At 65.0% G+C, this 23,473-nt stretch carries 21 protein-coding genes and 1 pseudogene; 6 read left to right on the forward strand and 16 right to left on the reverse strand.

Annotation, left to right across the window (positions count from 1 at the left end; all coding sequences use genetic code 11):
• Positions 1 to 2 precede the first annotated feature (2 nt).
• From BFL43_RS09665 to BFL43_RS09700, 8 genes are all read right to left on the reverse strand, one after another.
• On the reverse strand, positions 3 to 1,055 hold the full coding sequence (locus BFL43_RS09665; protein WP_084892342.1) for a hypothetical protein: 1,053 nt from the start codon (positions 1,053 to 1,055) through the stop codon (positions 3 to 5).
• A gap of 45 nt (positions 1,056 to 1,100) precedes the next feature.
• Entirely contained in the window at positions 1,101 to 2,645 is a 1,545-nt protein-coding gene (locus BFL43_RS09670; protein ID WP_084892343.1) for a formyltransferase family protein, read from the reverse strand.
• Between the two features lie 109 nt (positions 2,646 to 2,754).
• The gene (gene panD, locus BFL43_RS09675; RefSeq protein ID WP_084892344.1) at positions 2,755 to 3,162 is read right to left on the reverse strand and encodes an aspartate 1-decarboxylase; all 408 of its coding nucleotides are present in this window, start codon (positions 3,160 to 3,162) and stop codon (positions 2,755 to 2,757) included.
• 38 nt (positions 3,163 to 3,200) lie between these two features.
• Complete coding sequence (locus BFL43_RS09680; RefSeq protein WP_084892345.1) at positions 3,201 to 3,461, reverse strand: MbtH family protein; 261 nt, start codon at positions 3,459 to 3,461, stop codon at positions 3,201 to 3,203.
• The gene (locus BFL43_RS09685) at positions 3,442 to 4,785 is read right to left on the reverse strand and encodes a SidA/IucD/PvdA family monooxygenase (protein ID WP_084892346.1); all 1,344 of its coding nucleotides are present in this window, start codon (positions 4,783 to 4,785) and stop codon (positions 3,442 to 3,444) included. The genes BFL43_RS09680 and BFL43_RS09685 overlap by 20 nt, the downstream gene beginning before the upstream one ends.
• Before the next feature lie 134 nt (positions 4,786 to 4,919).
• Positions 4,920 to 6,545 (reverse strand): AMP-binding protein, encoded by a 1,626-nt coding sequence (locus BFL43_RS09690; RefSeq protein WP_084892347.1) that lies wholly within the window; start codon positions 6,543 to 6,545, stop codon positions 4,920 to 4,922.
• Positions 6,542 to 7,420 carry a sugar phosphate isomerase/epimerase gene (locus tag BFL43_RS09695; RefSeq protein WP_084892348.1) on the reverse strand — a complete coding sequence of 293 codons (879 nt, stop codon included), beginning with the start codon at positions 7,418 to 7,420 and terminating at the stop codon, positions 6,542 to 6,544. Before BFL43_RS09695 ends, BFL43_RS09690 begins: the two co-directional genes overlap by 4 nt.
• On the reverse strand, positions 7,417 to 7,695 hold the full coding sequence (locus BFL43_RS09700; protein WP_240498173.1) for a phosphopantetheine-binding protein: 279 nt from the start codon (positions 7,693 to 7,695) through the stop codon (positions 7,417 to 7,419). The genes BFL43_RS09695 and BFL43_RS09700 overlap by 4 nt, the downstream gene beginning before the upstream one ends.
• Positions 7,696 to 7,937: 242 nt before the next feature.
• Here BFL43_RS09700 and BFL43_RS09705 point away from each other — a divergent pair, with 242 nt between their 5' ends.
• The gene (locus tag BFL43_RS09705; protein ID WP_084892349.1) at positions 7,938 to 8,966 is read left to right on the forward strand and encodes an ABC transporter substrate-binding protein; all 1,029 of its coding nucleotides are present in this window, start codon (positions 7,938 to 7,940) and stop codon (positions 8,964 to 8,966) included.
• Positions 8,967 to 9,047: 81 nt separating this feature from the next.
• On the opposite strand, the gene BFL43_RS09710 is transcribed toward BFL43_RS09705, so the two are convergent.
• The 5 genes and pseudogenes from BFL43_RS09710 to BFL43_RS09730 all read right to left on the reverse strand — a co-directional run bounded on the left by BFL43_RS09710 (position 9,048) and on the right by BFL43_RS09730 (position 15,037).
• Positions 9,048 to 10,841, reverse strand: a complete 1,794-nt coding sequence (locus BFL43_RS09710; protein WP_084892350.1) for an ABC transporter ATP-binding protein — start codon at positions 10,839 to 10,841, stop codon at positions 9,048 to 9,050.
• On the reverse strand, positions 10,838 to 12,670 hold the full coding sequence (locus BFL43_RS09715; protein WP_240498174.1) for an ABC transporter ATP-binding protein: 1,833 nt from the start codon (positions 12,668 to 12,670) through the stop codon (positions 10,838 to 10,840). The genes BFL43_RS09710 and BFL43_RS09715 overlap by 4 nt, the downstream gene beginning before the upstream one ends.
• Positions 12,671 to 12,751: 81 nt before the next feature.
• The gene (locus BFL43_RS09720) at positions 12,752 to 13,219 is read right to left on the reverse strand and encodes a MerR family transcriptional regulator (RefSeq protein ID WP_084892351.1); all 468 of its coding nucleotides are present in this window, start codon (positions 13,217 to 13,219) and stop codon (positions 12,752 to 12,754) included.
• A gap of 27 nt (positions 13,220 to 13,246) precedes the next feature.
• Positions 13,247 to 14,104: pseudogene (locus tag BFL43_RS09725) on the reverse strand (SDR family NAD(P)-dependent oxidoreductase).
• 54 nt (positions 14,105 to 14,158) lie between these two features.
• Positions 14,159 to 15,037, reverse strand: coding sequence for a siderophore-interacting protein (locus tag BFL43_RS09730; RefSeq protein ID WP_084892352.1), 879 nt, complete (start codon positions 15,035 to 15,037; stop codon positions 14,159 to 14,161).
• Positions 15,038 to 15,167: 130 nt separating this feature from the next.
• Between BFL43_RS09730 and BFL43_RS09735 the strand changes: the two genes are divergently transcribed.
• Positions 15,168 to 16,601 (forward strand): sugar porter family MFS transporter, encoded by a 1,434-nt coding sequence (locus BFL43_RS09735; RefSeq protein ID WP_084892353.1) that lies wholly within the window; start codon positions 15,168 to 15,170, stop codon positions 16,599 to 16,601.
• A 219-nt stretch (positions 16,602 to 16,820) separates the two neighbouring features.
• Here the strand turns inward: BFL43_RS09735 and BFL43_RS09740 are convergent, their stop codons facing one another.
• Complete coding sequence (locus tag BFL43_RS09740; RefSeq protein ID WP_084892354.1) at positions 16,821 to 18,170, reverse strand: acetyl-CoA C-acetyltransferase; 1,350 nt, start codon at positions 18,168 to 18,170, stop codon at positions 16,821 to 16,823.
• 139 nt (positions 18,171 to 18,309) lie between these two features.
• On the opposite strand from BFL43_RS09740, the gene BFL43_RS09745 reads away from it, so the two are divergent.
• On the forward strand, positions 18,310 to 19,680 hold the full coding sequence (locus tag BFL43_RS09745) for a 3-oxoacyl-ACP reductase (RefSeq protein ID WP_084839344.1): 1,371 nt from the start codon (positions 18,310 to 18,312) through the stop codon (positions 19,678 to 19,680).
• 1 nt (position 19,681) lies between these two features.
• Positions 19,682 to 20,569 (forward strand): MaoC/PaaZ C-terminal domain-containing protein, encoded by an 888-nt coding sequence (locus BFL43_RS09750; protein WP_084892355.1) that lies wholly within the window; start codon positions 19,682 to 19,684, stop codon positions 20,567 to 20,569.
• Positions 20,570 to 20,639: 70 nt separating this feature from the next.
• Here the strand turns inward: BFL43_RS09750 and BFL43_RS09755 are convergent, their stop codons facing one another.
• Both BFL43_RS09755 and BFL43_RS09760 read right to left on the reverse strand, forming a co-directional pair.
• Positions 20,640 to 21,236 carry a TetR/AcrR family transcriptional regulator gene (locus tag BFL43_RS09755; protein WP_084839608.1) on the reverse strand — a complete coding sequence of 199 codons (597 nt, stop codon included), beginning with the start codon at positions 21,234 to 21,236 and terminating at the stop codon, positions 20,640 to 20,642.
• A gap of 133 nt (positions 21,237 to 21,369) precedes the next feature.
• On the reverse strand, positions 21,370 to 22,518 hold the full coding sequence (locus tag BFL43_RS09760) for a glycoside hydrolase family 3 N-terminal domain-containing protein (protein WP_276206102.1): 1,149 nt from the start codon (positions 22,516 to 22,518) through the stop codon (positions 21,370 to 21,372).
• Between the two features lie 158 nt (positions 22,519 to 22,676).
• On the opposite strand from BFL43_RS09760, the gene BFL43_RS09765 reads away from it, so the two are divergent.
• Positions 22,677 to 23,252 (forward strand): universal stress protein, encoded by a 576-nt coding sequence (locus BFL43_RS09765; protein WP_084892356.1) that lies wholly within the window; start codon positions 22,677 to 22,679, stop codon positions 23,250 to 23,252.
• Positions 23,249 to 23,449 (forward strand): DUF2613 domain-containing protein, encoded by a 201-nt coding sequence (locus tag BFL43_RS09770; RefSeq protein ID WP_084839348.1) that lies wholly within the window; start codon positions 23,249 to 23,251, stop codon positions 23,447 to 23,449. Before BFL43_RS09765 ends, BFL43_RS09770 begins: the two co-directional genes overlap by 4 nt.
• Positions 23,450 to 23,473 lie beyond the last annotated feature (24 nt).

Consider the following 23,473-nt stretch of genomic DNA (forward strand, 5'->3'; position numbering starts at 1 on the left):
CGTCACCACCCCGGTGACCGCTGCGGCGATGGCTCGGCAGCGTCAGATGTCACATCGGCGTCACTTGTCGAGAATTCCAATGACCGGCACAGGGCATCGACATCGAAGTCGATGCCGCTGCGGGATTGGAGCACCACCTGGAGCCGACGAGAGTTGCCATCGGCCGTCGCCGGTCCGCGAACCACCGTGACGACCACTGCGTAACGACCCCAGTGCTCGCAGTCGGCGTCCGGCACCCGAACGGCGGCCTCGCCTTCGGCCACCCGCACCAACACTGCAGCGTCAGGAACGTCGTCGAAGATGCCGAGAGGCTGGTCGTTGTCCCAGTACAGCAGTGCGTAGTCCATCGCCGTCGATCGGTCCGCCGGGACGATGCCCGCGTCACGAAGCGTCGCATAGACGCCTGGCCCCGCTCCGATCGCCTCTGAACCGAGATCCTCCAACACGACCGGGTAGCGCGTGGTGATTCGCCCCGGCAGTACGAGATCCGCCGAACCGCGAGCCGATTGTTCGACGTCGATCACCACACCGCCAGTGACCACAGCACCGATGTGCGCTCCGAGCCACCCGAGTACCGATGCCGTGATTTCCTCCACCGCAAGCGAACTGAACACCTCACTCGCGCCGATCACGGCCTGCGCGTCCGCATCTATCCCAGCGAACTCGCGGTCGGAGTGGTTGTCCGCGAAATCCATCCAGTACGCGGAGTCGAGGATTTCAGCGGACCCTGACCGATCGCTGCGCTGCCGCAGCAATGAATCACAATCGGGGACATGTAGATGCGGGCGATCGCCCGCTGCCAGTGCCGTTGCCACTGTCGCCAGGGTTTCGGCGAACACATCGACCGCTGTGGCGTCGATGTCGCCCGCGGCGACCACCGAGAACGAGACATCGTCGGTCGCCGACCCACACAGCAGGTGCATCGACCTCGGCGACACCGGTGCGTCGAACACATCGCGATCCTCGAGGTGGATCTGCGCGCGGAGGTCGGCGGCCGTCGGATTCCCGCCGTGATAGCCGAATGCCCGCACGCACCGCACAAAAGCATCGACCATGACCGGGGTCGGCAGATCCGATACCCCCTCGACGTCACGGACCCACTACCACACCCGCGCCGAGTGCACACCCGCTTCTGCGTCGAAGCGTTCCAGCAGGTCGAGGCCGGTACCACCCGGCACCTCCGCTGCGATACCCGCGGCGACCGCGGCGTCGATGTCGACAATCGTTGCGGACCCGCCTCCACCGACCTCGGCCAGCGCCGACAGGGCCGTCTCGATTTGTTCCAGGAGCCGGTCCACGGTGTGGCGTTCAACAACGTCTGCGGCGAACACGCAGGTGATCCCGATCTGATCGTCGTCGAGTCGCAGCGCCAGTTCGATGTCCGATGCCCTCTGTTCCACAGCATCGAAGCGGTACGACTGCGGCGGTTCATGGCGGTTCGTCGACCCAAGGTCGTGCCTGCTCACACAGGACACGGTCAGTTGCGGCCTGCTGCTGACACCGTCCGTCCCGTCGAGGGCATCGACGATCTCGGTGAACGGGATCGATGCATGCCGGGTGGCCTCGCCGATGGCCCGCTGCACCTCGACCACGACTTCTTCGCCGAAGTGGTTTCCGGGCAGCTCAATTCGCAGCGGAACCCAACCGGCCTCTTCGCGGACCGGAAGAGCCAGGGTGAGCGCGCGGTCTCCGGTGATCTCGGACACCCCAGCCGCCACCGCACCGATCAGCACAGCGGTCACCGGCAGTTCGATGCGCTGAGCCGCGTCTCGGACGAGGACGGACGCACGGCCCGCCGCGATCCGTTCGACGCGCTCGACACTTCGTGGGCCCGAACTCCTGTCGGAGCGACCGCCGGGTATCGGCGCACCCGCGGTCGTGGTCTGCCCCACGCCCAGCCAGTAGCGGAGGTCCGCGATGACCGACGTGAGGTCGTCTTTTCCGCCACGCGCGAAGTCGAAGAGAATCGCATAGAACCGGTAGTGGTCCGTGAGCACCCCGAGGAACGTCGCTCGCGCGAAGTTCTCGTGGTCGCGCAAGGTCCCGATCGTCGCCAACTCTCGCATCCCGAAATAGGACCCGGCCGTAGGGTCGCTCCCGCCCGCGTCCGCGGCCGGCCGGAGTCCGCCGGTGGTCTTCGCAGCGTCGAACGCCGACACGAAGATGTCGTGACACTGCTGGCTGACGGTCAGCGTCAACTCTTCGAGTGTGATGTCGTCGGGGAGGTCGAAGGTCGATTGCTCGACGATTGCCCCCGTGTCGATACCCTTGTCGACCCGGTGAATTGTGACGCCAAAACTGGTTTCACCGTTCAGGATCGCATGCACGGCGCCTGCCATCGGCAGTCCCCGATAGAACGGTAGCGGTCCGCCGTGAACATTGAGGATCGTCAGTTCGAGGTCGAGGATCGGCTTCCGAAAAATGAAGGGGTTTCCTGTCGACCACACGACCTGATCGGCCGTCGACGCCTCCTCGAAGACGTCCGCCAGGTCGTTGACATCGGTCGCCCCGACACATCGGAGCTCGCCTGCCCAGGCAGGCGGGTCCTCGCGTTCAGGATGTACGACCAGACTCACCTCTGCGTGCCTTGATCGCGCGTACTCGACCGCGCGCCAGAGCAACGAACCCGAACCGACAAATATCATGTTGAACTCTTTCAATCCTGTTCGTTGGCACCGGCTGACCTGCCCGGCCAGGTTTCACCGGTCAGCGACCACCGAACCGACGGGTCCGTCGTGACAGTGGTGAACGCCGCTAGCGGGACGCTATCTGGTCGGCAGCGCCGGGTACGGGTTGCGCGGGATCGTTACCTAGGGCGACGATCCGGTTGTCGCCGTCGACGTGGACGACTTTGGGCTCATGGACGATCACCTCGGCCTGCTCGAGTTGCAGGAACGACATGATGATCACGAGGTCGCCTGGGTTGACCAGATGTGCCGCAGCACCATTGATACAGACGACGCCCGAATCAGGTGCGCCTGTGATCACGTAGGTCTCCAGTCGCGCGCCATTCGTGACGTCGACGACCTGGACCTGTTCGCCCTCCACCAGATCCGCCGCCTTCATCAACGTCTCGTCGATGGTGATCGAACCGACGTAGTGCAGGTCGGCCTGGGTGACGGTGGCGCGGTGGACCTTGCCATTGACCATGGTGCGAAGCATGTTAGTTCCCTCGAGGTTTGAGTTGAGTTGGGGTTGAGTCAGTTGGTTACGCTCTGGCGAGACGCCGAGTCTGCAGCATCGCGTTCCATGGCGTCGCGCAGACTCTTGGGCCGCATGTCGGTCCAGTGTTCCTCGACGTAATCAACACATTCTTGCCGCCCGGTACCGCCGTCACGACCATGCACCACCCGCCAGCCGTCTGGCACCTGGGCGAACGTCGGCCACAGGGAGTACTGCTCCTCGCCGTTGATCAGGACGTAAAACGTTCCGTCTTCGTTGTCAAAGGGATTGGTAGACAAGGTTCTTTTCTCCTTCAGCGGGGGGCGCCGCAGTGGTGTCGACGCGGGTACCGGACTGCGCCGCCCGTTTGGCGGCCACAAGCGAATCGACGAGCTCTCCGGATCGCACGGCGAGATTCGACAACAACGTCGATGTCAGTCCGTGCGTGTGCTCGGTGGCACCCTGGAGGTATATCCCGCCCGAGATCTGCCCGCTCGTGGTGACGCGGTAGTCGCGATCGACCAGGGGGCGACCCTGATCGTCGACATCGCAAGCGCCCGCGAGCGGCCCCAGCAGATCCTGGATCCCGGCCGGTTCGAATCCAGTTGCGTACACGACGGCATCGCACTCGAGCTCGTCGACGTCTTGCGACGGGCGGTGCAGGACCTGCACGTTCACACCGGATTCCGACTCGGAGATCGAGCTGATCTCCGAGGCCCCACGAACAAACAGTCGCCTTCGCCCCGAGACCCGTTCGCCGTACTCACGTCGGTAGAGTTCCTCGATCAGCGGCGGGTCGACCGCGGAGTAGTTGGTGCCGCGGTGATAGCTGAGCAGCTGAGCGCGAAGCTCATTCGATGACTGGTGAAAGTCGACCACGGCTTCGGGATCGAAGATCCGGTTCGCGTACGGGCTGTCGTCTGCCGGCGTGTAACCGTATTTGCCGAAGACCGCATGGATCTCTGCACCGGGATACGACTCGTGCAGGTACGCGGCGACTTCCGCCGCGCTCTGGCCGGCACCGACCACCACGAGCTTCTGATGACGGAGCGGAGGCAGCTCACGAAGGTGTTCCAGGAGTCGATGATTGTGGAAGAGTCTGCGACTCAGTTGCACACCCTCAGGAACCTTGGATCGCAATCCTCCGGCCAGCACCACGTTACGTCCGGATACCGGGACCGAGCCTGCCACCCGAACCTCGAACAGCTCCCCCGTCCACCCCACCGAACTGACCTCTGCGCCGTAGGTGACCGGCGACGAGACCTTCCCCGCGGCCCACTCCAGGTAGTCGTGAAACTCCAGGCGAGTGGGAAAGAAGCTCTGCTGATTGATGAAGTCGATCAATTTGCCACGCTCGGACAAGTACTTCAGGAAGGAATACTGACTACAGACATCTCGCTGTGTGGCAAGGTCTTTCAGGAAAGATATCTGCATGGTGGTGCCTGGGAGCAGCATGCCCCGGTGCCAGCCGAACCGCTCCTGCTTCTCCACGAAGCTCGCCGTGATCCGCTCGGAGGGATCCGTTCGTTCGTTGTGTTCCTCGATCGCGATCGCCAACGCGAGATTCGATGGACCGAAGCCCACCCCCACCACGTCGACCGGAGTATTGCTGTCGCTCTTCACGAATCGACTCCTCCCGCCAGGCTCTCGAATGAGCCGACTCGAATGACCATTTCAGACCTATCCATTCTGTGGATTGTGCAAGTATAAGCTATTTAATCTCCTGATTCGCCACGTACCCTCGCGAACGATCGACCTCACTTCGCGCGCTGGTTCAGCTTGCTGACCTTGCCCACGGCCGTCCGTTCGAACTCGTCGACAAGTTCGACCACATCAGGCAGTTTGTAAGCGGCAAGCCGTTTGTCCCGCAGAAACTTTCGGATGGTTCCGAGGGTCAACAGCGACGTGTCGCCGCCCGCACGTGACACCACAAAGGCTTTCGTGCGCTCGCCGAGCATCTCGTCTGGAACTCCCACCACCGACACGTCATGGACGGCGTCGAACGCCAGCAGTAGATTCTCGACTTCCTCAGGGGCAATCTTTTCGCCGCCACGGTTGATCTGATCCTTCGACCGGCCGACCACCGTCAGATATCCGCGCTCGTCCTCGAGCACGATGTCGCCGGTCTTGTAGAACCCGTCTGCGGTGAAATTCTGCGCGTTGTGCTCCGGCGCCCGGTAGTACCCACGAATCGTGGACGGCCCTCTGGTCCAGAGATGTCCGGCAGTTCCGGTGGGCACGACAGTGCCCTCGTCGTCGACCACCACCACCTCGTCGGCTGACAGAGTGGGCCTTCCCTGCCTGGATGTGATCGTGTCGTCGTCTTCGTCGAGGCCGGTGAAGGTGGTCAGGCCCTCCGCCATCCCGAAGCTCTGCTGCACGGTCGCTCCCAACTCGGCACGTACCCGGCCCGCTGCCTGCGCACTGAACTTTGCGCCGCCAACGCGCAGTACCTGCAGACTCGTCAGGTCGTAACGCTCTTTCAGCGACGAGTTCAGCCACACGAGTGCCAGCGGCGGCACCACCGAGACGTCCGTGACGCCATGCTGGGCGATGAGCGGGAACGCAACGTCCGGGCTCCCGTTCAAGGTCGGCACGATGGTGCCGCCCTGACTGAGCACACCGAGGAAGCCCGGGGATCTCATCGCAAAGCTGTGGCACAGAGGCAATACGACCAGCTGGACGGTGTCCCCGGTGATCGCGCCGATTTTGACACTTGCCCTTACCGAGGCCAGATAGTCCTCATGGGTGTGCGGGATCACCTTCGGTTGACCAGTTGTGCCGCCGGATAATTGGAGAAAGGCGACGTCAGACGGCAGTGACCGGCGAGCATGACCGAGGGCGCCATGCGACAACAATTGCTCGACGTCCGCGCTGGTACCGTCCGTCGCAAGTACGACGGTGTGTTCCAGGTTCGGTGACGACTCCTCGAGTTCGCGGGCCAGCGCGGCGAAGTCGTTGCCCGCGTGCGTCTCGATGGTGACGTAAGCCCGCGCCTCGGTGAACTCCACGAAATACTCGATCTCGTGCCGACGCAGCGCGGCGAGTGCCAAGACCGGGACAGCGCCGATCTCGAACAGCGCAAACAGGATCGGCACATAGTCGGAGACGTTCGGCAGGTGCAGCACGACGCGATCACCGCGACTGATACCCAGATCGGTGAAGCCGGCCGCGAACCGAAGTACGCGCTCCCCCAACTCTCCGTAAGTGATCCGGACGTCGCCGGCGATGATTGCAGTCTTGTCCGGGACGCGTTCGACGACTTCGAACAGCATCTCTGCCAGGGTCTGATCGGTCCAGTGAACCTCACCCCGGTACCTGACGGCGAACTCCTCCGGGTAGGGCACGACACCGTCGAGCAGGAGAGGTTCGAGGGCGGTCATGAGTGGATTCCGACTGTGTCCGGTGAAACAAACTCGGCTGCAGCGTCGTTCGCTGTCGGCCGCAGGCTCCTCAGGGCCGCGACCAGTCCCTCGAGGGATTGGGCGCCGACTCGTGCCACCTCGTGAGGCGATCGCTCCCGGTAGCCAGGGTTGAAGATCTCGAGCGACAGGGGTCCGTCGTAACCTGATGCGAACACCGACGCCGTGGACGGCAGCAAGTCCATCTCACCTTCCCCCGGGAAGCATCGATGATTTCGGCTCCATTGCTTGAGATCCATCGACAACCACGGCGCATCGGCCAGCTGGAAGAACCCCACAGCCCCGTGCGGCAGCGCGTCCAGCGTGTCGACACCCTCACCGCCGGCGAGCAGATGGAACGTGTCGACGACCAACGACAGATTCGGATGATCCGCCTCTCGCACCACATCCCAGAGGTCGACAACCGAGCTGATGTGGGTCCCCCAGGCGAGCGCCTCGAACATGACCGTCATGCCCTGCTCCGCGGCGGCGTCACTGAGAGCTGCCACCTGAGTGGTGGAAAGATCGCGACTGCCCTCGGCGTCGTCATCGGTGTTGGACACCACCAGAATCGAGTCGGCACCGAGTTGTCGCATCACCTCGAGTTCTGAGCGAAAGCGCTTGAGCACATCGTCGAACTCTTTGTACGACACGCCTTCTGCGCGGCGAAAGGGTTGATAGAGATCGATGGTCAAGCCCAGATCTCCGCACCGCCGGGCGCAGTCGGCCGGCGACATCGAAGATTCTCGCAGGTCTGTGTCGAGTAGCTCGATTCCGTCGAACCCTGCGGCCGCAACGGCGTCGATCTTTTCGTCGAGCCCGCCGCCAAGCGACACGGTCGCCATACACAGTTTCATGACATCGCCTTTCCGACTTCGGTATTCGGCTCGTTCACGAGCACCTCCACCCAGTGGCCGACGACCGGCTCGGACGCCAGGACCGGAAAGTCGACATCAGCCGCTCCGGCGCTGCGCCACTTCTCGACCAGCGACATCAACCGGATGGAATCCAGCCCGGCATCGATGAGATCCGTGTCCTCGGCCAGTTCCTCCGGAGGTATCCCGAGCGCTGCGGCGATGTCAGCGACCACCTGCTCTTTCGACAACGTCGCCTGCGCATTCTGCTGGCTCACCACTGCACTCCTAGTCTCACTTTCCGTGGATGATCCGAGGCGGCGCCCCAGCCAGCCAGTCGATTTATAATAGCCTAGACATATATTGGCATTTAGGGAAGTGCTTAGCCCCCGCAGCTACCTCTTACAACGCTCACTGCGAGCCTGTGGTCGCCCCAGGGCCCCGTGGCCGCACATAAGCCATATAGGCTATTCCGTAGTGAAATCGCTGCTCAGAACACTTCGACGAAAGGCCGACCACTGTGACGGTCCACGCAACACCGAGACGACTGACGATGCTCGTCGCCGCCCTCCTCAGCTCCGTCTTGTTCCTGACCGCCTGCAGCGGCGGCAACGACAACGAGTCGGCCGACGTCGGCGAATCGTCGTCTGCCGGCTACCCGGTCACCGTTCCAGCCGCGTACGGAGACTTCACCCTGGACAAGAAGCCCTCACGAATTGTCGTGATCGGCGTCGAGAACGTGGACCTGCTCAATGCTCTTGGCGAGAAGCCGGTTGCGTTCGCGGCCGCGGGCGAGGCGGACGAGGAAGCCCTGAACGCGGGCTCGCCGTGGATCGCCGACCTCTACTCGGCGGGTGAGTACGACCCTTCGCTGATCACCAGCGAATACAAGGTCTCGCTCGAGGCTGTGGCGGAGCAGAATCCCGACCTCATCATCGGCTCGTCGTTCTACATCGAGCAGCCGCAGTACGAAGAGCTGAGCAAGCTGGCTCCGACCTACGTCAAGGTGACGTCGCCTGATCGTGACTGGAAAGCCGACTTTACCGACCTGGGCGAGCTGCTGGGCAAATCCGACCAGGCACAAAACGCCCTCACCGACCTCGACGCAAAGTATGCGGCCGCGAAGGAGACCTTGCCTGGTCTGCAGGGGCAAGACCATCAACACCGGTTGGTACAACGAGGGCGGCGTTCGTATGCCACCCACCTACAGCTGGGTCGAGGATCTCGGTCTGGTTCCGGCCGCGAACCAGCCTGCCTTCGGTACTCCCGCAGCGACGCTGTCGGCGGAGAACCTGGATCAGTTCGCCGGCGATGTGGCCATCCTCAGTGCCACCGACCCCGAACGTGCTGCCCTGGAGGCAGATCCGCGCTACAGCCGGCTGCCCTCCGTGGCGAACGGAACGTTCATCTTCAGCGACCGCACACTCATCGACGCAGGGCTCTCGGCCGGGCCTGCAAGTCTGAGCTGGTTGCTTACGGAAATCGTGGCGACGCTCGAACAGTCGAAGTTGAACTCCGAAGGACAGTAGGAACACTCGAGCTCGAGTAAGAGCTCATCAAACGGAAGGCCGGACCAGGGCATACCCGCCCAGGTCCGGCCTTCCGGCTTTCTGATGTCTGCCTCGGGCTGTCAGATACCGGCGCGGCCGCGGGACCACGCCTTCCACAGATCTCCGTAACGACCCCCCAGCGAGACGAGCTCGGTGTGCGTGCCCACCTCGACAATGCGGCCGCGCTCCATGAAGACGATTCGGTCGGCACGTGCGGCCTGGCTGAGCCGGTGAGCGATGATCAGCGCGGAACGACCTCGCAAGGCGGCCTGAGCCGACTCTTCGAGTACCCCGGCGCCGACGCTGCCGGCATCGGCGGTGGCCTCGTCGAGGATGGCGATCTTCGGACCGAGCAAGACCAGCCGCGCCAGCGCGAGCTGCTGTGACTGCATCGGCGTGAGCTGATGTCCCTCCTGCCCGACAACGGTTTTCACACCATCGGTGAGTCCCCGCACCCATGCGGCGGCGCCGACGACCTCCAATGCGGACCACAACGCTTCCTCGGACGCATCGGGGGCGGCCATGCGTAGGTCGTCGCCGAGGGTGCCGGCGAACACGTGCACTTCCTGGGTGACCAGCGCGATCGAGCGGGACAGCTCGGTGGGATCGACGGTGGAGATGTCGACGCCTTCGAGCAGCGCGCGCCCGCCGGTCGGCCGATGGATGCCGGCGACGATCGCCGCGAGGGTCGTCTTGCCTGCGCCCGAGGAGCCCACCACCGCGACGTGTTCTCCATCGGCCACGGTCAGCGATATATCGTGCAGCACAGTGTGATCTGCCGAGTATCCGTGCGTGATGCCTTCGAGCTCGAGCAGCGGCGCCGAAGGCACCCGAGAGCCATCTGCCGTCGGTGCGTCGACGGCAGCGGACTCTTCGATCACCCCGACGATCCGGCCGAGTGCGACGGCACCGGACTGCAGGTCGTCGACCACGAACAGCAACTGACCGATCGGATCGAACAGCAGTAGGAAGAAGAGCATGGCCGCGGTGACCGCACCGATGGTGAGGGAGTCGGCGTCGACGAGGATGAATCCGACGATCAGAATGGTTGTCATCCCGACGAATTCGCCGAGATTGACACGTGCGCCGAGTCGACTCTGCAAGACGCTGGCGCGCATCTCCCACCGGACGACCTCCCACGAGTGCCGGTCGATGCGCCGATTCAGGGAGTCCGACAGACGGAAAGCGTGCACCGACTCGAGGCCGCGAATGGCGCCGAGCACGTTGTGCGCACGATCGGCGGTAGAGGCGCGCACCGCGGCATAGAGTCCCGGTGCCCGCTCGAGGTACATGCGAATCCCGTTGATGTACACCGGAAGGACGACCACCAGCACCACCAGGAAGCGCCAGTCCAGCGAAGCCAGCCCCAGGAAGGTGACGCTCACGGTGAACGCTGCGGTCAGGAGTGTAGGGATGGCGGAACCGATGGCCTCGCTCACGGTACTGACGTCGGCGGTCGCGCGAGACACCAGGTCGCCGCTACCCGCCGCCTCGATCCTGTTCAGCTGCAACCGCAATGACGCTTCTATCATCGCCTCGCGTAGGTTGGCGAGCATCGATTCGAAGATCTTCGCCGACAGCATGACCCCGAGTCCGGCGAACAGCGCCGCGCCGACTGCGGAGGCCGCCATGATCGCGGACAACCGCCAGATCTCGGAGGCCTCGCCGTTGTCGTTCGCGATATCTATGATGGTGCCCAGTGACCGCGGCGTGACCAGGCCGAGAGCGGCAGCGACAGTCATTATCACCGCGAGGAGTACCAACTGCCAGACGTGCCTGCGCATCTCCCGGCCGAGGTAACCCATCGTCGTCCCGAAGTCGGCGATCGCGAGTTTGCCGGATGTCGGCGCCACCTGCGGCGTCGCGGTGCTCATCGCTGTCCCCCGTTCGCACCGGCACGCAACGTCTCTGCGCCGGCCACATCTCCCTGATAGCTCAGTGCCCCGCCATCGAAAATGATCACCTGATCGGAAACCTCCAGCAGGGCAGGTGAATTGCTGAACACCACGGTGACGTGTCCGGCTCGCGCCCGAGCCAGCCGCTGTGCCACTGTCGCCTCGGTCACCGAATCCACTGCCGTGGTCGGATCGTTCAAGACCAGGATTCCCGAATCCGCTGCAAGCGCTCGCGCGAGGCTGACACGTTGACGCTGGCCACCGGACAACATGCGTCCGGCCTCCCCGACCGGGGTGTCCAATCCGAGCGGGAGTACGTCCGCGACATCATCGCAGGCCGCAGCGAAGATCGCCCGGGTGATTCGCGAGTCGCGGTCGGGCTGGTCGCCCGCTCCCGCCCCGATGTTCTCCAGCACCGTGCCGTCGAACAGATCCGGGGAGTGGGGAACGCTGCGGACGAGCTGCTGTGAGATCTCGCTGTCCAGATCGAACAGGCCGACCCCACCGACGGTCACGCTCCCGGACTCCGGCACCATCTTGCGGGCCAGGACCGACGTCAGCGCTTCGGTGGTCTCGGCCGGGCAGATGACGGCGACCAAACCCTGGATCGGCAGTTCCAGATCCAGGTCGCGAACCGGTCCGAGGCTGAACTTCTCGAAAGCAAGTGCCCCCTGGGCATCTCGCACGTCACCGGTCTGCGCCGACGGCTCGGCCTGCAGCACCGAGAGCACCCGCTTGGCGCAGGGCACCGCGGTGTTCCACACGGCACCGAAGTTGGTGCCCAGATTGTTCAGTGGTCCCATGATGAACTGCGTCAGCCCGACCACGGTGATCAACGCGCCCAGGCTCATCTGACCGTCGAGGGCCATGAGTCCGGCGGCGACGCCGACTCCGACGACGAAGAGCGCCGAGACCATCTGCATGACACCGACATATGCGCCCTGAGACCGACCCGCTCGGATGGCGCCGTCGCGGGCGTGGCGGCTCGCCACCCGGTAGCGACGCCCGGCCTCGGATTCAGCGCCGAGACCCTTCACGATGCGGAACCCGGCAACCAGATCGGCTGCCGTGCCTGCAGCCTCACCTGCCGCTTCCTGCTCGTGCTCGGTACGCGCCCGCAGCGGTCCTCCGCTGAGATCGAGGATCCAGAGCAACGTCGGGGCTCCGAGCAGGATGGCGAGGCCGAGCGGCCACGAGATGAAGAGCAACACGCCACCGGCTACCAGGACCGCGGCCATTTCACCGACCGGGAACACCGACAGGAAGACCGCGTACGAGAGCCGGTTGACATCCGAGGTGGCGATGTTCAGCGACACGCCGGGGAGCCGCGCCGGACCCGCCATCCCCATCGGGTTCAAGATGCGATCGGTCACCCGCATGCGGAAGTGGTGTTCGACCATGGTCTGTCCGTAGACCGCCAATCGCTCCCCGAAGCGCCACGTATGGGACAGCAGTACGAAGTTCGCGGCGAGCGCGATCACCCAGATCACCAGCGAGCCGACGTCACCTGTCGCAACTGCGCGATCGATGGCGACGCCCATGATGACCGGGACCAGGGCCTCGCCGACGAAATGTCCGACCATCAGGGCCATCGCGGGCACTGTGTATCTGTTGGCCCCGAACACCGTCCGCACGGCCAGCTGCCGCGGGGTGGTGTCGGCGTCGACCTGTATCTCGTGGCCACGGACCGGGTCTGCGGGTGGAACGAACCAGACCGGCCATCGGGTACCGGACCGGTACGCATCGGAATCCGCCTGACGCAGCTTCGCGTCGGTGTCCACTAGATCCTCCGGCCGTTGTCCCTGCACGTGCCAACACCCTAGAACGCTAAGGGCGTCCTTACTTGCAGGGGTGTGCCGATATGCCGGTTTCGTCGACGCGGAGCGCGATCACGGGCCGGTCGCGCCGCCGTACGTGGCGATCTTGTACTCGGTCGCCACGAGCGAGAACTGGAGCTCCCGGATCTGCCTGCGGATGGTGTCGCGATGTTCCATCAAGATGTCGAGACGTTCGGGCACCGTGTCGTCCCCGCGATCGACCAGTTCCACGTAATGCTGCAGGTCGCGCATCGGCATACCCGAGAGCCGCATCCGGGTCAGAAAGACGAGCCGGCGCACGGCCGCTGCGTCATATCGCCGGTGCCCGTTGGCATCTCGGTCCACGGTGATCAATTCGGCACGTTCGTAGTAACGGAGCGTGTGCGCGGTGATCCCGAGCATGTCTGCGACGTCGGCGATCGGAAGCGGTTCGGTCACCTCGCTCGCGTCGATGAGGTCGTGTACCACCTCGATGGTCTTCGGATCATCGACGTCGCCGAGGGCGGCGAGCGCCCGGCTCATCAGATCGTCGATTGCCATCTGATCACGGTAGTCCTGGCCGCCCGATCAGACCGGCCGTACCGATTCCGGCACACCCGGGAAGTCGGCACCCGCCGAGACCTCGGCGTACGCCTCCAATTCGGCCAGCCCGCTGCGGTACGAATCACCGATCCGGCGGACGGCCTCGCGGCCCAGGGCGATGCGCAGCGGAGCGGTCTCCGCGTCGACCAGCGTGCGGATGATCTCGGCAGCGCGAGCAGGATCACCCTCCTGCTTGCCGTCCACAGCGAGCATGTCCGCCCGGATGGCGCCGAGCATGTCGCCGTACGTCGACGACGACGGTGCGAACTCGAGGACGTCGGCGGCGTTGAACCCGGTACGGAAACGACTCGGCTCGACAATGAGGACCCGGATACCGAACGGCGCCACCTCCCCGGCCAACGCCTGCGACCAGCCTTCGAGTGCGAACTTGCCTGCCGAATAGGAACCGGCGCCGGGGAACGAGACCCGCCCACCCTGACTGCTGATCTGCACGATGGTGCCGGCTCCAGTCGTGCGCATGCCCGGCAGTACAGCTCTGGTCAGCGCAGCAGGACCGAGCAGATGTTGCTCGATCATGTCCCGCAACCGGGCATCATCGACCTCTTCCGCGGCGCCGATCTGACCCACGCCCCCGTTGTTGACCAGCACGTCGACCCGACCGAAGCGGGCAACGGCCTGGTCGACGAGCCCCGCCGCGGCCGCGGTGTCGCGGACGTCGAAAGTACGTGGCAGCAGCTAATCCGGGTACTGCGCGACGAGGTCGTCCAAACGCTCGGGCCTGCGCATCGCGGCGACCACGGTGTCGCCAGCGGCCAGTGAAGCCTCGGTGAGTGCACGTCCGAACCCGGACGACGCTCCGGTGATGAGCCAGTTCTTTGTCATGGGAGTGAAGCTATTGCTTCGAGTGCGCTCGAACGCAAGCCCGGCGCTGCGTGGTTACAGGCCTGCTCTCTCGAGGGCGTCGTCGAACTCCTCGCTGGCGATCTTCTCGCTCTTGCCTTCGGCAATCGCCGTCGAGTACACCGAGAACAGCTCGGCACCAACCTCTTCGAACTTGCGGGCCCAGGCCTCACCGTCGAAGCGCCAGTAGCCGATGATGTCGCACTGATCGGCCTTCCAGCCGTACTGCTTGCGCAGGTGCTTGCGCGCCGTCCGCGACGCCTTGGCCTCGGCGGCGAACCAGCAGTAGCCGCGGCCGTCCGTGTGCACGAACTCTTCGACGGCGTCACCGAGCTTGCTCTCGCCGAATCCGTTGCCGCTGCCCACTTTTGCGATCACCTCGACGTCGGCACGCTTCGGTAGGTACGCGAGATCCTCGTCGTCGCACACCTCGACGATGGCCGTCACCCGCGGATTCGCGGGAAGCTCCTCGAGTATGCGGGCGAGCGCGGGCAGTCCGGCGAGATCGGCCACCAGCAGCTGCCATTCGGTGGTGGGCTCCGGTCGATACCAGGACCGGGCGTGCGACATCGCGACCTCCTCCCCGATCCCTGTGCGCTGAGCCCACAGGGTCGCGGTGCCATGGTCGTGGACGACGAAGTCGATGGTCATCGTCGCCGTCCGACGGTCCAGGTGGCGCACTGAGTAGTTGCGCCCTTCTGGCATCGGATTGATGTCGTAGTAGCTCCAGACACCGTCGCGGTTCTCCATCGCCGGCGCCTTGCGCTCACCGGGCTCGGGAAAGTAGATCCCGACGGCCGCGTCGGCCACATCCGGCACCTGCAGCTGGTCGAGATCGTCGATCGCGAAGATGATTCGGATCAGCCGGGGGTTCAGCTCTGTCTTCTCGACCACGCGCCCAAACGAAAATCCCATGCAACGAAGGCTACCCTAACCATTGAGCGCCGCGGTGACGCAGTTGCGGCTCCAGCCCTCTCCATGGTCCGACCAGTGCTAACTTCACAGCTGGCCGAGAGCGAGCCAGATCACACCGGAAGGCAGGCGTATGAGCCGGCGCGGCGCCACCCGTTCACCTGCGAAATTCCTGCGTCTTGCCACCATCATCTCGACCTTCGGCGGCCTGCTGTTCGGCTACGACACGGGCGTCATCAACGGCGCCCTGCCCTATATGGCCGAGAAGGACCAGCTGAATCTGACGTCGTTCACAGAGTCCCTGGTAGCGAGTTCGCTCATCTTCGGGGCCGCGGTCGGCGCAATCGCGGGCGGTCGTCTCGCCGACCGATATGGACGTCGTCGCAACATCATCGGCTTGGCGGTCATCTTCTTCTTCGCGACCCTGGGCTGCGTCTTCGCCCCCTCGATGGAGGTGATGGTCGCCTTCCGGTTCGTGCTCGGACTCGCGGTCGGCGGCGCGTCGGTCACCGTACCCACGTATCTCGCCGAGATGTCACCGGCCGAGAAACGCGGACGGATGGTCACCCAGAACGAGCTGATGATCGTCAGTGGACAGCTTCTCGCCTTCACGTTCAACGCGATTCTCGCGAACCTCACCGAGGACAACCACGTCTGGCGCTACATGCTGGTCATCGCCACGTTGCCGGCGTTGGTGCTGTGGTTCGGGATGCTGATGATGCCCGAGAGTCCGCGCTGGCTCGGCCGGCAGGGTCGGACCGCGGACATGCTGCGCGTCCTGTACCAGGTCCGCGAAGAGCAGCAGGCCCGCACCGAAGCGGACGAGATCACGCGCATGGCCGAGGAAGAGAAGGCGACGGTCGCGATGCAGTGGACCGTCCTGCGCGACGTCCCCTGGATCCGGCGGGTGCTGGTGATCGGCTGCGGCATCGCGGTCGTCCAGCAGATCAGCGGCGTGAACTCGATCATGTACTACGGGACGCAGATCCTGGAGGACTCCGGCTTCGACAAGGACGCCGCCCTCACGGCCAACATCGCGAACGGCGTCATCTCCGTGGCGGCCACGTTCGTCGGGATCTGGTTGCTGGGCAAGGTGGGTCGTCGGCCCATGTTGATGGTCGGCGTCGCCGGTACTGCCACGGCTCTGCTGCTGATCGGGATCTTCTCGCTGGTGTTGCCGGCGGGTACCGGCCGCGCGTTCGTCGTACTGACCCTGACGGTGACGTTCCTGGCGTTTCAGCAGGGAGCGACGTCGCCTGTCACCTGGCTGATGCTCTCTGAGATCTTCCCGCTGCAGGTGCGGGGCTTCGCTTTCGGCGTCACCGGCTTCGTGCTCTGGATGGTGAACTTCGCAGTCGGCTTCTTCTTCTTGCAGCTCGTCGACTGGTTCAGCATCTCCACGACGTTCTTCATCTTCTTCGTCCTGGGCTGCTGCGCACTCACGTTCGTGAAGCTGTATCTGCCCGAGACCAAGGGCAGGACGCTGGAGTCGCTCGAGACCGAGTTCACCGAGAAGTACGGCGACGACGTGAGCACCGGGAAGCCGCGGAGTTACCTGCAGAAATAGGTAACTCCGACTGAGCTACAGGGTCGGGGGTCGTGCAGCTCAGCCGGAGTTACTTGGTTCATCGCAGAGTTCTGCCAGGGCGTTACACACTCGCCAAAACTTTTTTCCCGCCTCCCGGAAATGGGGCCTTTTGGCGGACCCCACCAGGGGTTTTGTTCGCCAGAAGGCCCCATCTTCGGAGACGAAGCGTAGCGGAGCTCGACCAGAACGTCGGGAGGGTCAGCCCTCGATGATCGCGGTGACGCCTTGCCCACCGGCAGCGCAGATGGAGATCAGCGCGCGGCCGCCGCCGTTTTCCTTGATCTGCTTCGCCGCCTGGGCGACGATCCGGCCACCGGTCGCGGCGAACGGGTGTCCCGCAGCCAACGACGAGCCGTTGACGTTGAGCTTGGCGCGATCGATCGAGCCGAGGGCCTTGTCGAGGCCGAGGCGTTCTTTGCAGTAATCCTCGGATTCGAACGCCGCGAGCGTGCAGAGCACCACCGACGCGAAGGCCTCATGGATCTCGTAGAAGTCGAAGTCCTGCAGGGTCAGGCCGTTGCGCTCGAGCAGCCGCGGGATGGCGTAGGTCGGGGCCATCAGCAGGCCGTCCGGCCCGTTGACGTAGTCGACTGCAGCGGTCTCGACGTCCACCAGATGCGCGAGCACCGGCAGCTTCTTCTCCGCAGCCCACTCGTCGGTGGACAGCAGCACCGCCGACGCACCGTCGGTCAGCGGGGTCGAGTTGCCCGCGGTCATGGTCGCGTCGCCGAGCGAGACGCCGAAGACCGGCTTCAGGGTCGCCAGCTTCTCGACCTTGCTGCCCGGACGCAGGTTCTGGTCGCGGGTCAGACCCTGGAACGGGGTGATCAGATCGTCGAAGAACCCGCGGTCGTACGCTGCCGCCATCTTCTGGTGGCTGGCCGCGGCGAGCTCGTCCTGGTCCTCGCGCTTGATGCCGAATTCCTTGGCGGTGATGGCCGCGTGGTCGCCCATCGACATCCCGGTGCGTGGTTCGCCGTTGCGGGGGATCTCGATGCCCAGCGAGGTCGGGAGCTTGGCGACGGCCTTGAGCCGGTCAGCCAGGCTGCGCGCCCGGTTCACCTGCAACATCACCTGGCGCATGTCCTCGGAAACCCCGATGGGCGCGTCCGACGTGGTGTCGACGCCGCCGCCGATACCGGCCTCGAACTTGCCGGTGGCGATGCCGTCGGCGACCGCGGAGATCGCCTGCAGGCCGGTGCCGCAGGCCTGCTGCAGATCGAAGGCAGGCGTGTACGGCGACAGCGCCGAACCCAGCACCGATTCCCGGATCAGGTTGAAGTCGCGCGAGTGCTTGAGCACCGCGCCGCCGGCGACCATGCCGAGGCGTTCACCCTGCAGGCTGAACCGGCTGATCAGGCCGTCGAGGGTGGCGGTGAACATGTCCTGATTGCTCGCGCGGGCGTACGCACCATCCTGGCGCGCGAACGGAATCCGGTTGCCACCGACGATCGCGACCGGCCGCACGCTGCGGGTCTTGCGCGATGTGGTCGCAGCCCCACTGGTTTCTGTCGGCCCGTTGTTTGTGGGCTCATTGCTCGTCGACACTGTGGCTCTCCCATGTAGTGGATGACTCGTATAGCGTATTCTTACTCGCGAGTAAGTTAGTTGTCGACTCCGCCCGGGACTACCCCTGATGGGCGGCGGAAAACAACTTCAGATGCCGTCAGCGACCTAGGAGTGCTTCGTGTCAGCCACTGGAACCACCGACCTGTATTCGACGTTCGTCAGCTCCGGACCCGGATCGTTCATCGCCGGCAAGGTCGGCCTGCCCCAGCCGCCGGTCCTGCGCCGTTACAAGGCAGGCGAACCGGCTCTGTCCGGGCCCGTCCTGCTCGGCGGCAACGGCCGGCTGATCGAACCGCTGCGCGAGATCCTCGGCGATCCCGACAGCGGATATGAACTGATCACGAACAACACCGGGGGCCGGGGTGCGGACAAGCTCGGCGCCGTCGTGCTCGATGCGACCGGGATCACCCAGTCCTCGGAGCTCTCGCTGCTCTTCGAGTTCTTCACCCCGACCCTGCGTTCCACCGGCAACTCGGCGCGCTTCGTGGTCATCGGCACCACTCCCGAACTGATCAAGAACCCGAACGAGCACATCGCCCAGCGCGCCCTCGAAGGCTTCACCCGGTCGCTCGGCAAGGAGCTGCGCAAGGGTGCCACCGCCCAACTCGTATACGTCTCCCCCGACGCCAAGACCGGCCTGTCCGGCCTTGAGTCGACACTGCGGTTCATCCTCTCGGCCAAGTCGGCCTTCGTCGACGCCCAGGTCATCCGCGTCGACGAGAAGGATGCCGTCGCCCCGGCCAGCTGGGACAAGCCGCTGCAGGGCAAGGTCGCCGTGGTCACCGGAGCCGCCCGCGGTATCGGCGCCACCATCGCCGAGGTGCTCGCCCGTGACGGCGCCCACGTCATCGCCGCAGACATCCCCGCGGCGGGCGATGCCCTGTCGGCGACCGCGAACAAGGTCGGCGGCACCGCGCTACCCCTCGACGTCACAGCCGCCGACGCAGGCAAGAAGCTCGCCGAGCACGTCCTCGAACGTCACGGCGGCGTGGACATCATCGTGAACAACGCGGGCATCACCCGCGACAAGTTGCTCGCCAACATGGACGACGCTCGCTGGAGTTCGGTCATCGGCGTGAATCTCATTGCGCCGCAGCAGCTCGTCGACGACCTGGTCGAGGCGGGCGCACTGCGTGAGGGTGGCTCGGTCATCGACGTGTCGTCCATCGCGGGAATCGCGGGCAACCGCGGGCAGACCAACTACGGCACCTCGAAGGCCGGGGTGATCGGCCTCGTCGACGCCTACGCGCCGATCCTGGCCGAGAAGAAGATCACCATCAACGCAGTCGCCCCGGGCTTCATCGAAACCGCCATGACCGCCGCGATTCCGCTGGCCACCCGCGAGGTGGGCCGTCGCATCAGCTCGCTGCAGCAGGGCGGTCAGACCGTCGACGTCGCAGAGACCGTCGCATACTTCGCCAACCCGGCGTCGAGTGCGGTCACCGGCAACGTCGTCCGGGTCTGCGGCCAGAGCATGCTGGGTGCCTGATATGGCCAAAACCATTGCACTGAAGGAGTTCCCGGGGACCGCCGACATCTACCGGCGGGCCATCATCGGGATGCTGCCGGTGGTCGGCAAGTCGGGGAAGGTATCCCCCGACGCCACCCTCCCCGACACCGAGCTGACGCTGTCCGGCGTGAAGGTCGACCTCGATCAGCTCGCCAAGTACTGCGCCGCGACGGGTCAGCGGTTCGGCGACACGCTCCCGCTGACATTCCCGTTCGTCCTCCAGTTCCCGCTGGTCATGAAACTGCTTGTCGCAGGCGACTTCCCGTTGACGGCCATCGGCTCGGTCCACATCGAGAACACCATCGAGCGGTTCCGGCCGATCGGGGTCACCGAGCCGCTGACGATCACCACGCACGCCGAGAATCTGCGCGAACACCGCAAGGGCATGCTGGTCGACGCGATCTCAGAGTTCGCCGTCGGCCACGAGCCGGTCGCCAGGCAGACCGCGACGTTCCTGAGTCAGCAGCGCACCAGCCTGTCCGGTGGGCCGCGACCCGAGGCCCCGAAGGATCACCGCCCGCCACCGCCGGATGCGAAGCTGAAGGCGGATCTGGGGCTGATCCGGCAGTACGCGGCTGCCAGCGGCGACCGCAACCCGATCCACATGAGCGATCTGGGCGCCAAGGCGTTCGGCTTCCCACGGGCCATCGCCCACGGTATGTGGACCGCCGCCCGCGTCGTGGCCAACGTCGAGGGACGACTCGACGACAAGGTCACGTACAACGTGCGGTTCGGTAAGCCGGTCATCCTGCCCGCCACGGTGAACGTCTACACCGAGCAGGTCGAGGGCGCGGGCTCAGGCGCGTTCGACATCTCGGTGCTCAACCCGAAAAAGGGTTACCCGCACCTCACCGCGACACTCCGGTAATCCCGGAATTGGTGGGTTTTGGCGAGCATTTCCCCAGGTGGGGGTCGCCAAAACCCACCATTTTCGGATTCTAGGGGCGGTCGCCTGCGAGGCCGCGCCAGCCCATGGAGACCATGAGGTCGGCCGCGGTGTCGAGGTCGATGTCCCCTTCGGAGATCCGGTCGGCCACCGCCTCACCGGCACCGACCAGCGCGACGGCCATCAGTTCGAAGTCGGTGTCACTCGGGTGCGGAACCGTGGTCCCGCGGCGGAGCAGGTCGGCGACCATCTCGATGAGTCGCGCACGGCTGGCGGCGACAAGACCCGCGAAGTTGGCCTGGCCGGTGGCGAGGCGATAGAGCACCCGCCACGACTCCTTGTTGTCGTGGACGTACCGCAAGAAGTCGTAGATGACGGTGCGGGCCTGATCGTGCTGCCGGAGATTCGGGTCGAAGCCGGCGCTCATCGCTTCGATGAAGCGGCCACCCTCCCGATTGATACAGGCGCCGAACAGTTCGTCCTTCGACCCGTAATAGAGATACAGCATCGGCTTGCTGATGCTGGCCTGTGCCGCAATGGCATCCATCGAGGTCTCACGAAAGCCGTTGGCGGCGAACACCTGTACGGCCGCGTCGAGCATCTGCTGCTCGCGGACGGCGCGCGGTAGGCGCTTCGTTCCTCCGGCCACCACAACCACTCTTTCTGCCAGTTTCTGGACACATGGACGTCCGGACTACCTTACCAGCCGGTAAGTTTCGGGTTCCCGGAGTGGTGAATCGTCGCCGCATCTGCCCGGTCGAGCATGTCAGCGGTCGCGCATGTCAGCAGTCGAGCACACCCTTCGCGCGGAGCACCCGCACCACCGACTCGTCCACCTGCGTGGCAGGCAACTCGCCGGTGTTCACTGCCGTGGTCAGCGTATCGAGCACCGCGGGCACCTTGTCGGTGGACAGCCACAGCGCGATGTCGGCGCCGGCGGACAGCGCGAGGGTCGCAGCCTTCTCGATGCCGTACTTGGCGCTGATGGCCGCCATGCCCGACAGATCGTCGGTGAAGATCGGACCGTCGAAGGGCTGGCCGCCGTAGCCGGTGCCCTCGCGGAGCAACGACATCGCCGGCTCACTGATGCTGGCCGGGGTGTCCGGTCCGGTCAGGCCCGGGACGATGAGATGCCCCACCATCACCCCGACGCCGGGCTGGATCAGCGACCGATACGGGACGAGATCGTCGTCCTGCAGCTCGTCCAGCGGCGGGGTCGCGACGGTGCCGGTGTGTGAGTCGCCGGATCCGTGACCGTGGCCCGGGAAGTGCTTGAACACCGGCATGATGCCTGCATCCTGGAGGCCGTGGGCGTAGGCGTTCGCGTACTGGGTCACGACCTCGGGATCATTGCTGAACGAACGGTCGCCGATCACGTCGTCGTCGGACTCATCGCTCACGTCCGCCACCGGTGCGTAATCGACGGTGACCCCGAGTTCCTTCATCTTCAGACCCTGAGACCTTGCCAGCGCCCGAACCTGCGCCGGCGTGTCGGTCTGGGCGAGTTCACGGGCCGACGGGCTGTCGATTCCCAGCGACGACAGCCGCGACACCCGGCCGCCCTCCTGATCGACGGTGACCATCACCGGGGTCTTTGCCGCGTCCTGCACCGTCTCGATGCCACCGTCGGACAGGATCGACAGATCGGTCCAGCTCCCGATGAACACGCCGCCGATCTGTTCGGTCTTCACCACGTCCAGCGCGTCCGACGTTCCGGTGACACCGACGACCAGCAGCTGGGCGAGCTTGCGCCGCAGGCTCATCGACTCGAGTTCATCGTCCCCGCACGACACCGGCGACACCGCAGTCGACGACGACACCGGAACACTCGAAGTCGTACCGCTGGAGTAGGCCGAGGTCGGCGGGATCTCCGGACCTCCGTCCCCGTTACTGCACGCCGCCAGCACGGACGCCACAGTCACGGTCAGCACGGCCAGACACCTGGACCGCCCGTGATGAGAGAACTGCCCGCGACGAGAAGGCTGCACTGGGGAAAACATGCGTCGAGTCTTGCACGGCCCACTGATGTGACGGACGTTACATTTGCCGGGTATCCTCGAAACCCTCAGCCCCTGCGGGAGGAAAAGCCATGTCCGGTCTAACAGGCGACACCAAGCAAGACACGATCATGATCGCCTACGACGGCAGCGAGAACGCCGATCGCGCGATCGACTACGCGGGGCGTTTTCTGGCCTCTCATCGCGCCTATGTCGTGACGGCGTGGGAATCGGGAGTGCACCAGAGCGCCCGTCTGTCCGCTCTGTCGGGCGGGATGCAGCCGGTACTGCATTCGGTCGTCGACCAGGACATCGACGACGCACTGCATGTCGACGCCCGCACCCGCAATTCCCGGGGCGTCGCGCGGGCCCGGGCGGCCGGCCTGGCTGCCGAGGGCCGCCTCGCCGAGGTCGATTCGACCGTGTGGGGTGCACTGGTCGACGCCGCGGACACCCTCGAGGTCGACATCCTCGTCACCGGAACGCGCGGTTCATCAGGTTTGCGAGCGCTACTGCACAGCAGTGTTGCCGAGCACGTACTGAAGCACTGCCAGCGACCGGTGCTCGTGGTCCCGGCCGGGTGTGCCCGCCGCGGCGAGGGCGCGGTCGCCGGCCAGAAGGCGGCTGACCGGAAGAGCAAGGCCCGGGTGGTAACTTCGCAGCCATGATGAACAACCGCCTGATCGCCGGCGCTGTCGCCGGCCTCCTCGGCGTGGTCGTGGCCATTGGAGCGGTGTTCCTCGGTGGCGTCTTGACCTCTGAGGACAAGCCAGCAACTGATGTGAACAGCTTCAACGCCGACAGCGGATTCGTTCAGGGCTCGGTCGACTACGGCACCAGGGACAACGCCGGAGTCACAAACTGACCAAACGGGGACTGCTTATTGCAG

This window comes from Williamsia sp. 1135, assembly GCF_002095395.1.
Taxonomy (GTDB): domain Bacteria; phylum Actinomycetota; class Actinomycetes; order Mycobacteriales; family Mycobacteriaceae; genus Williamsia.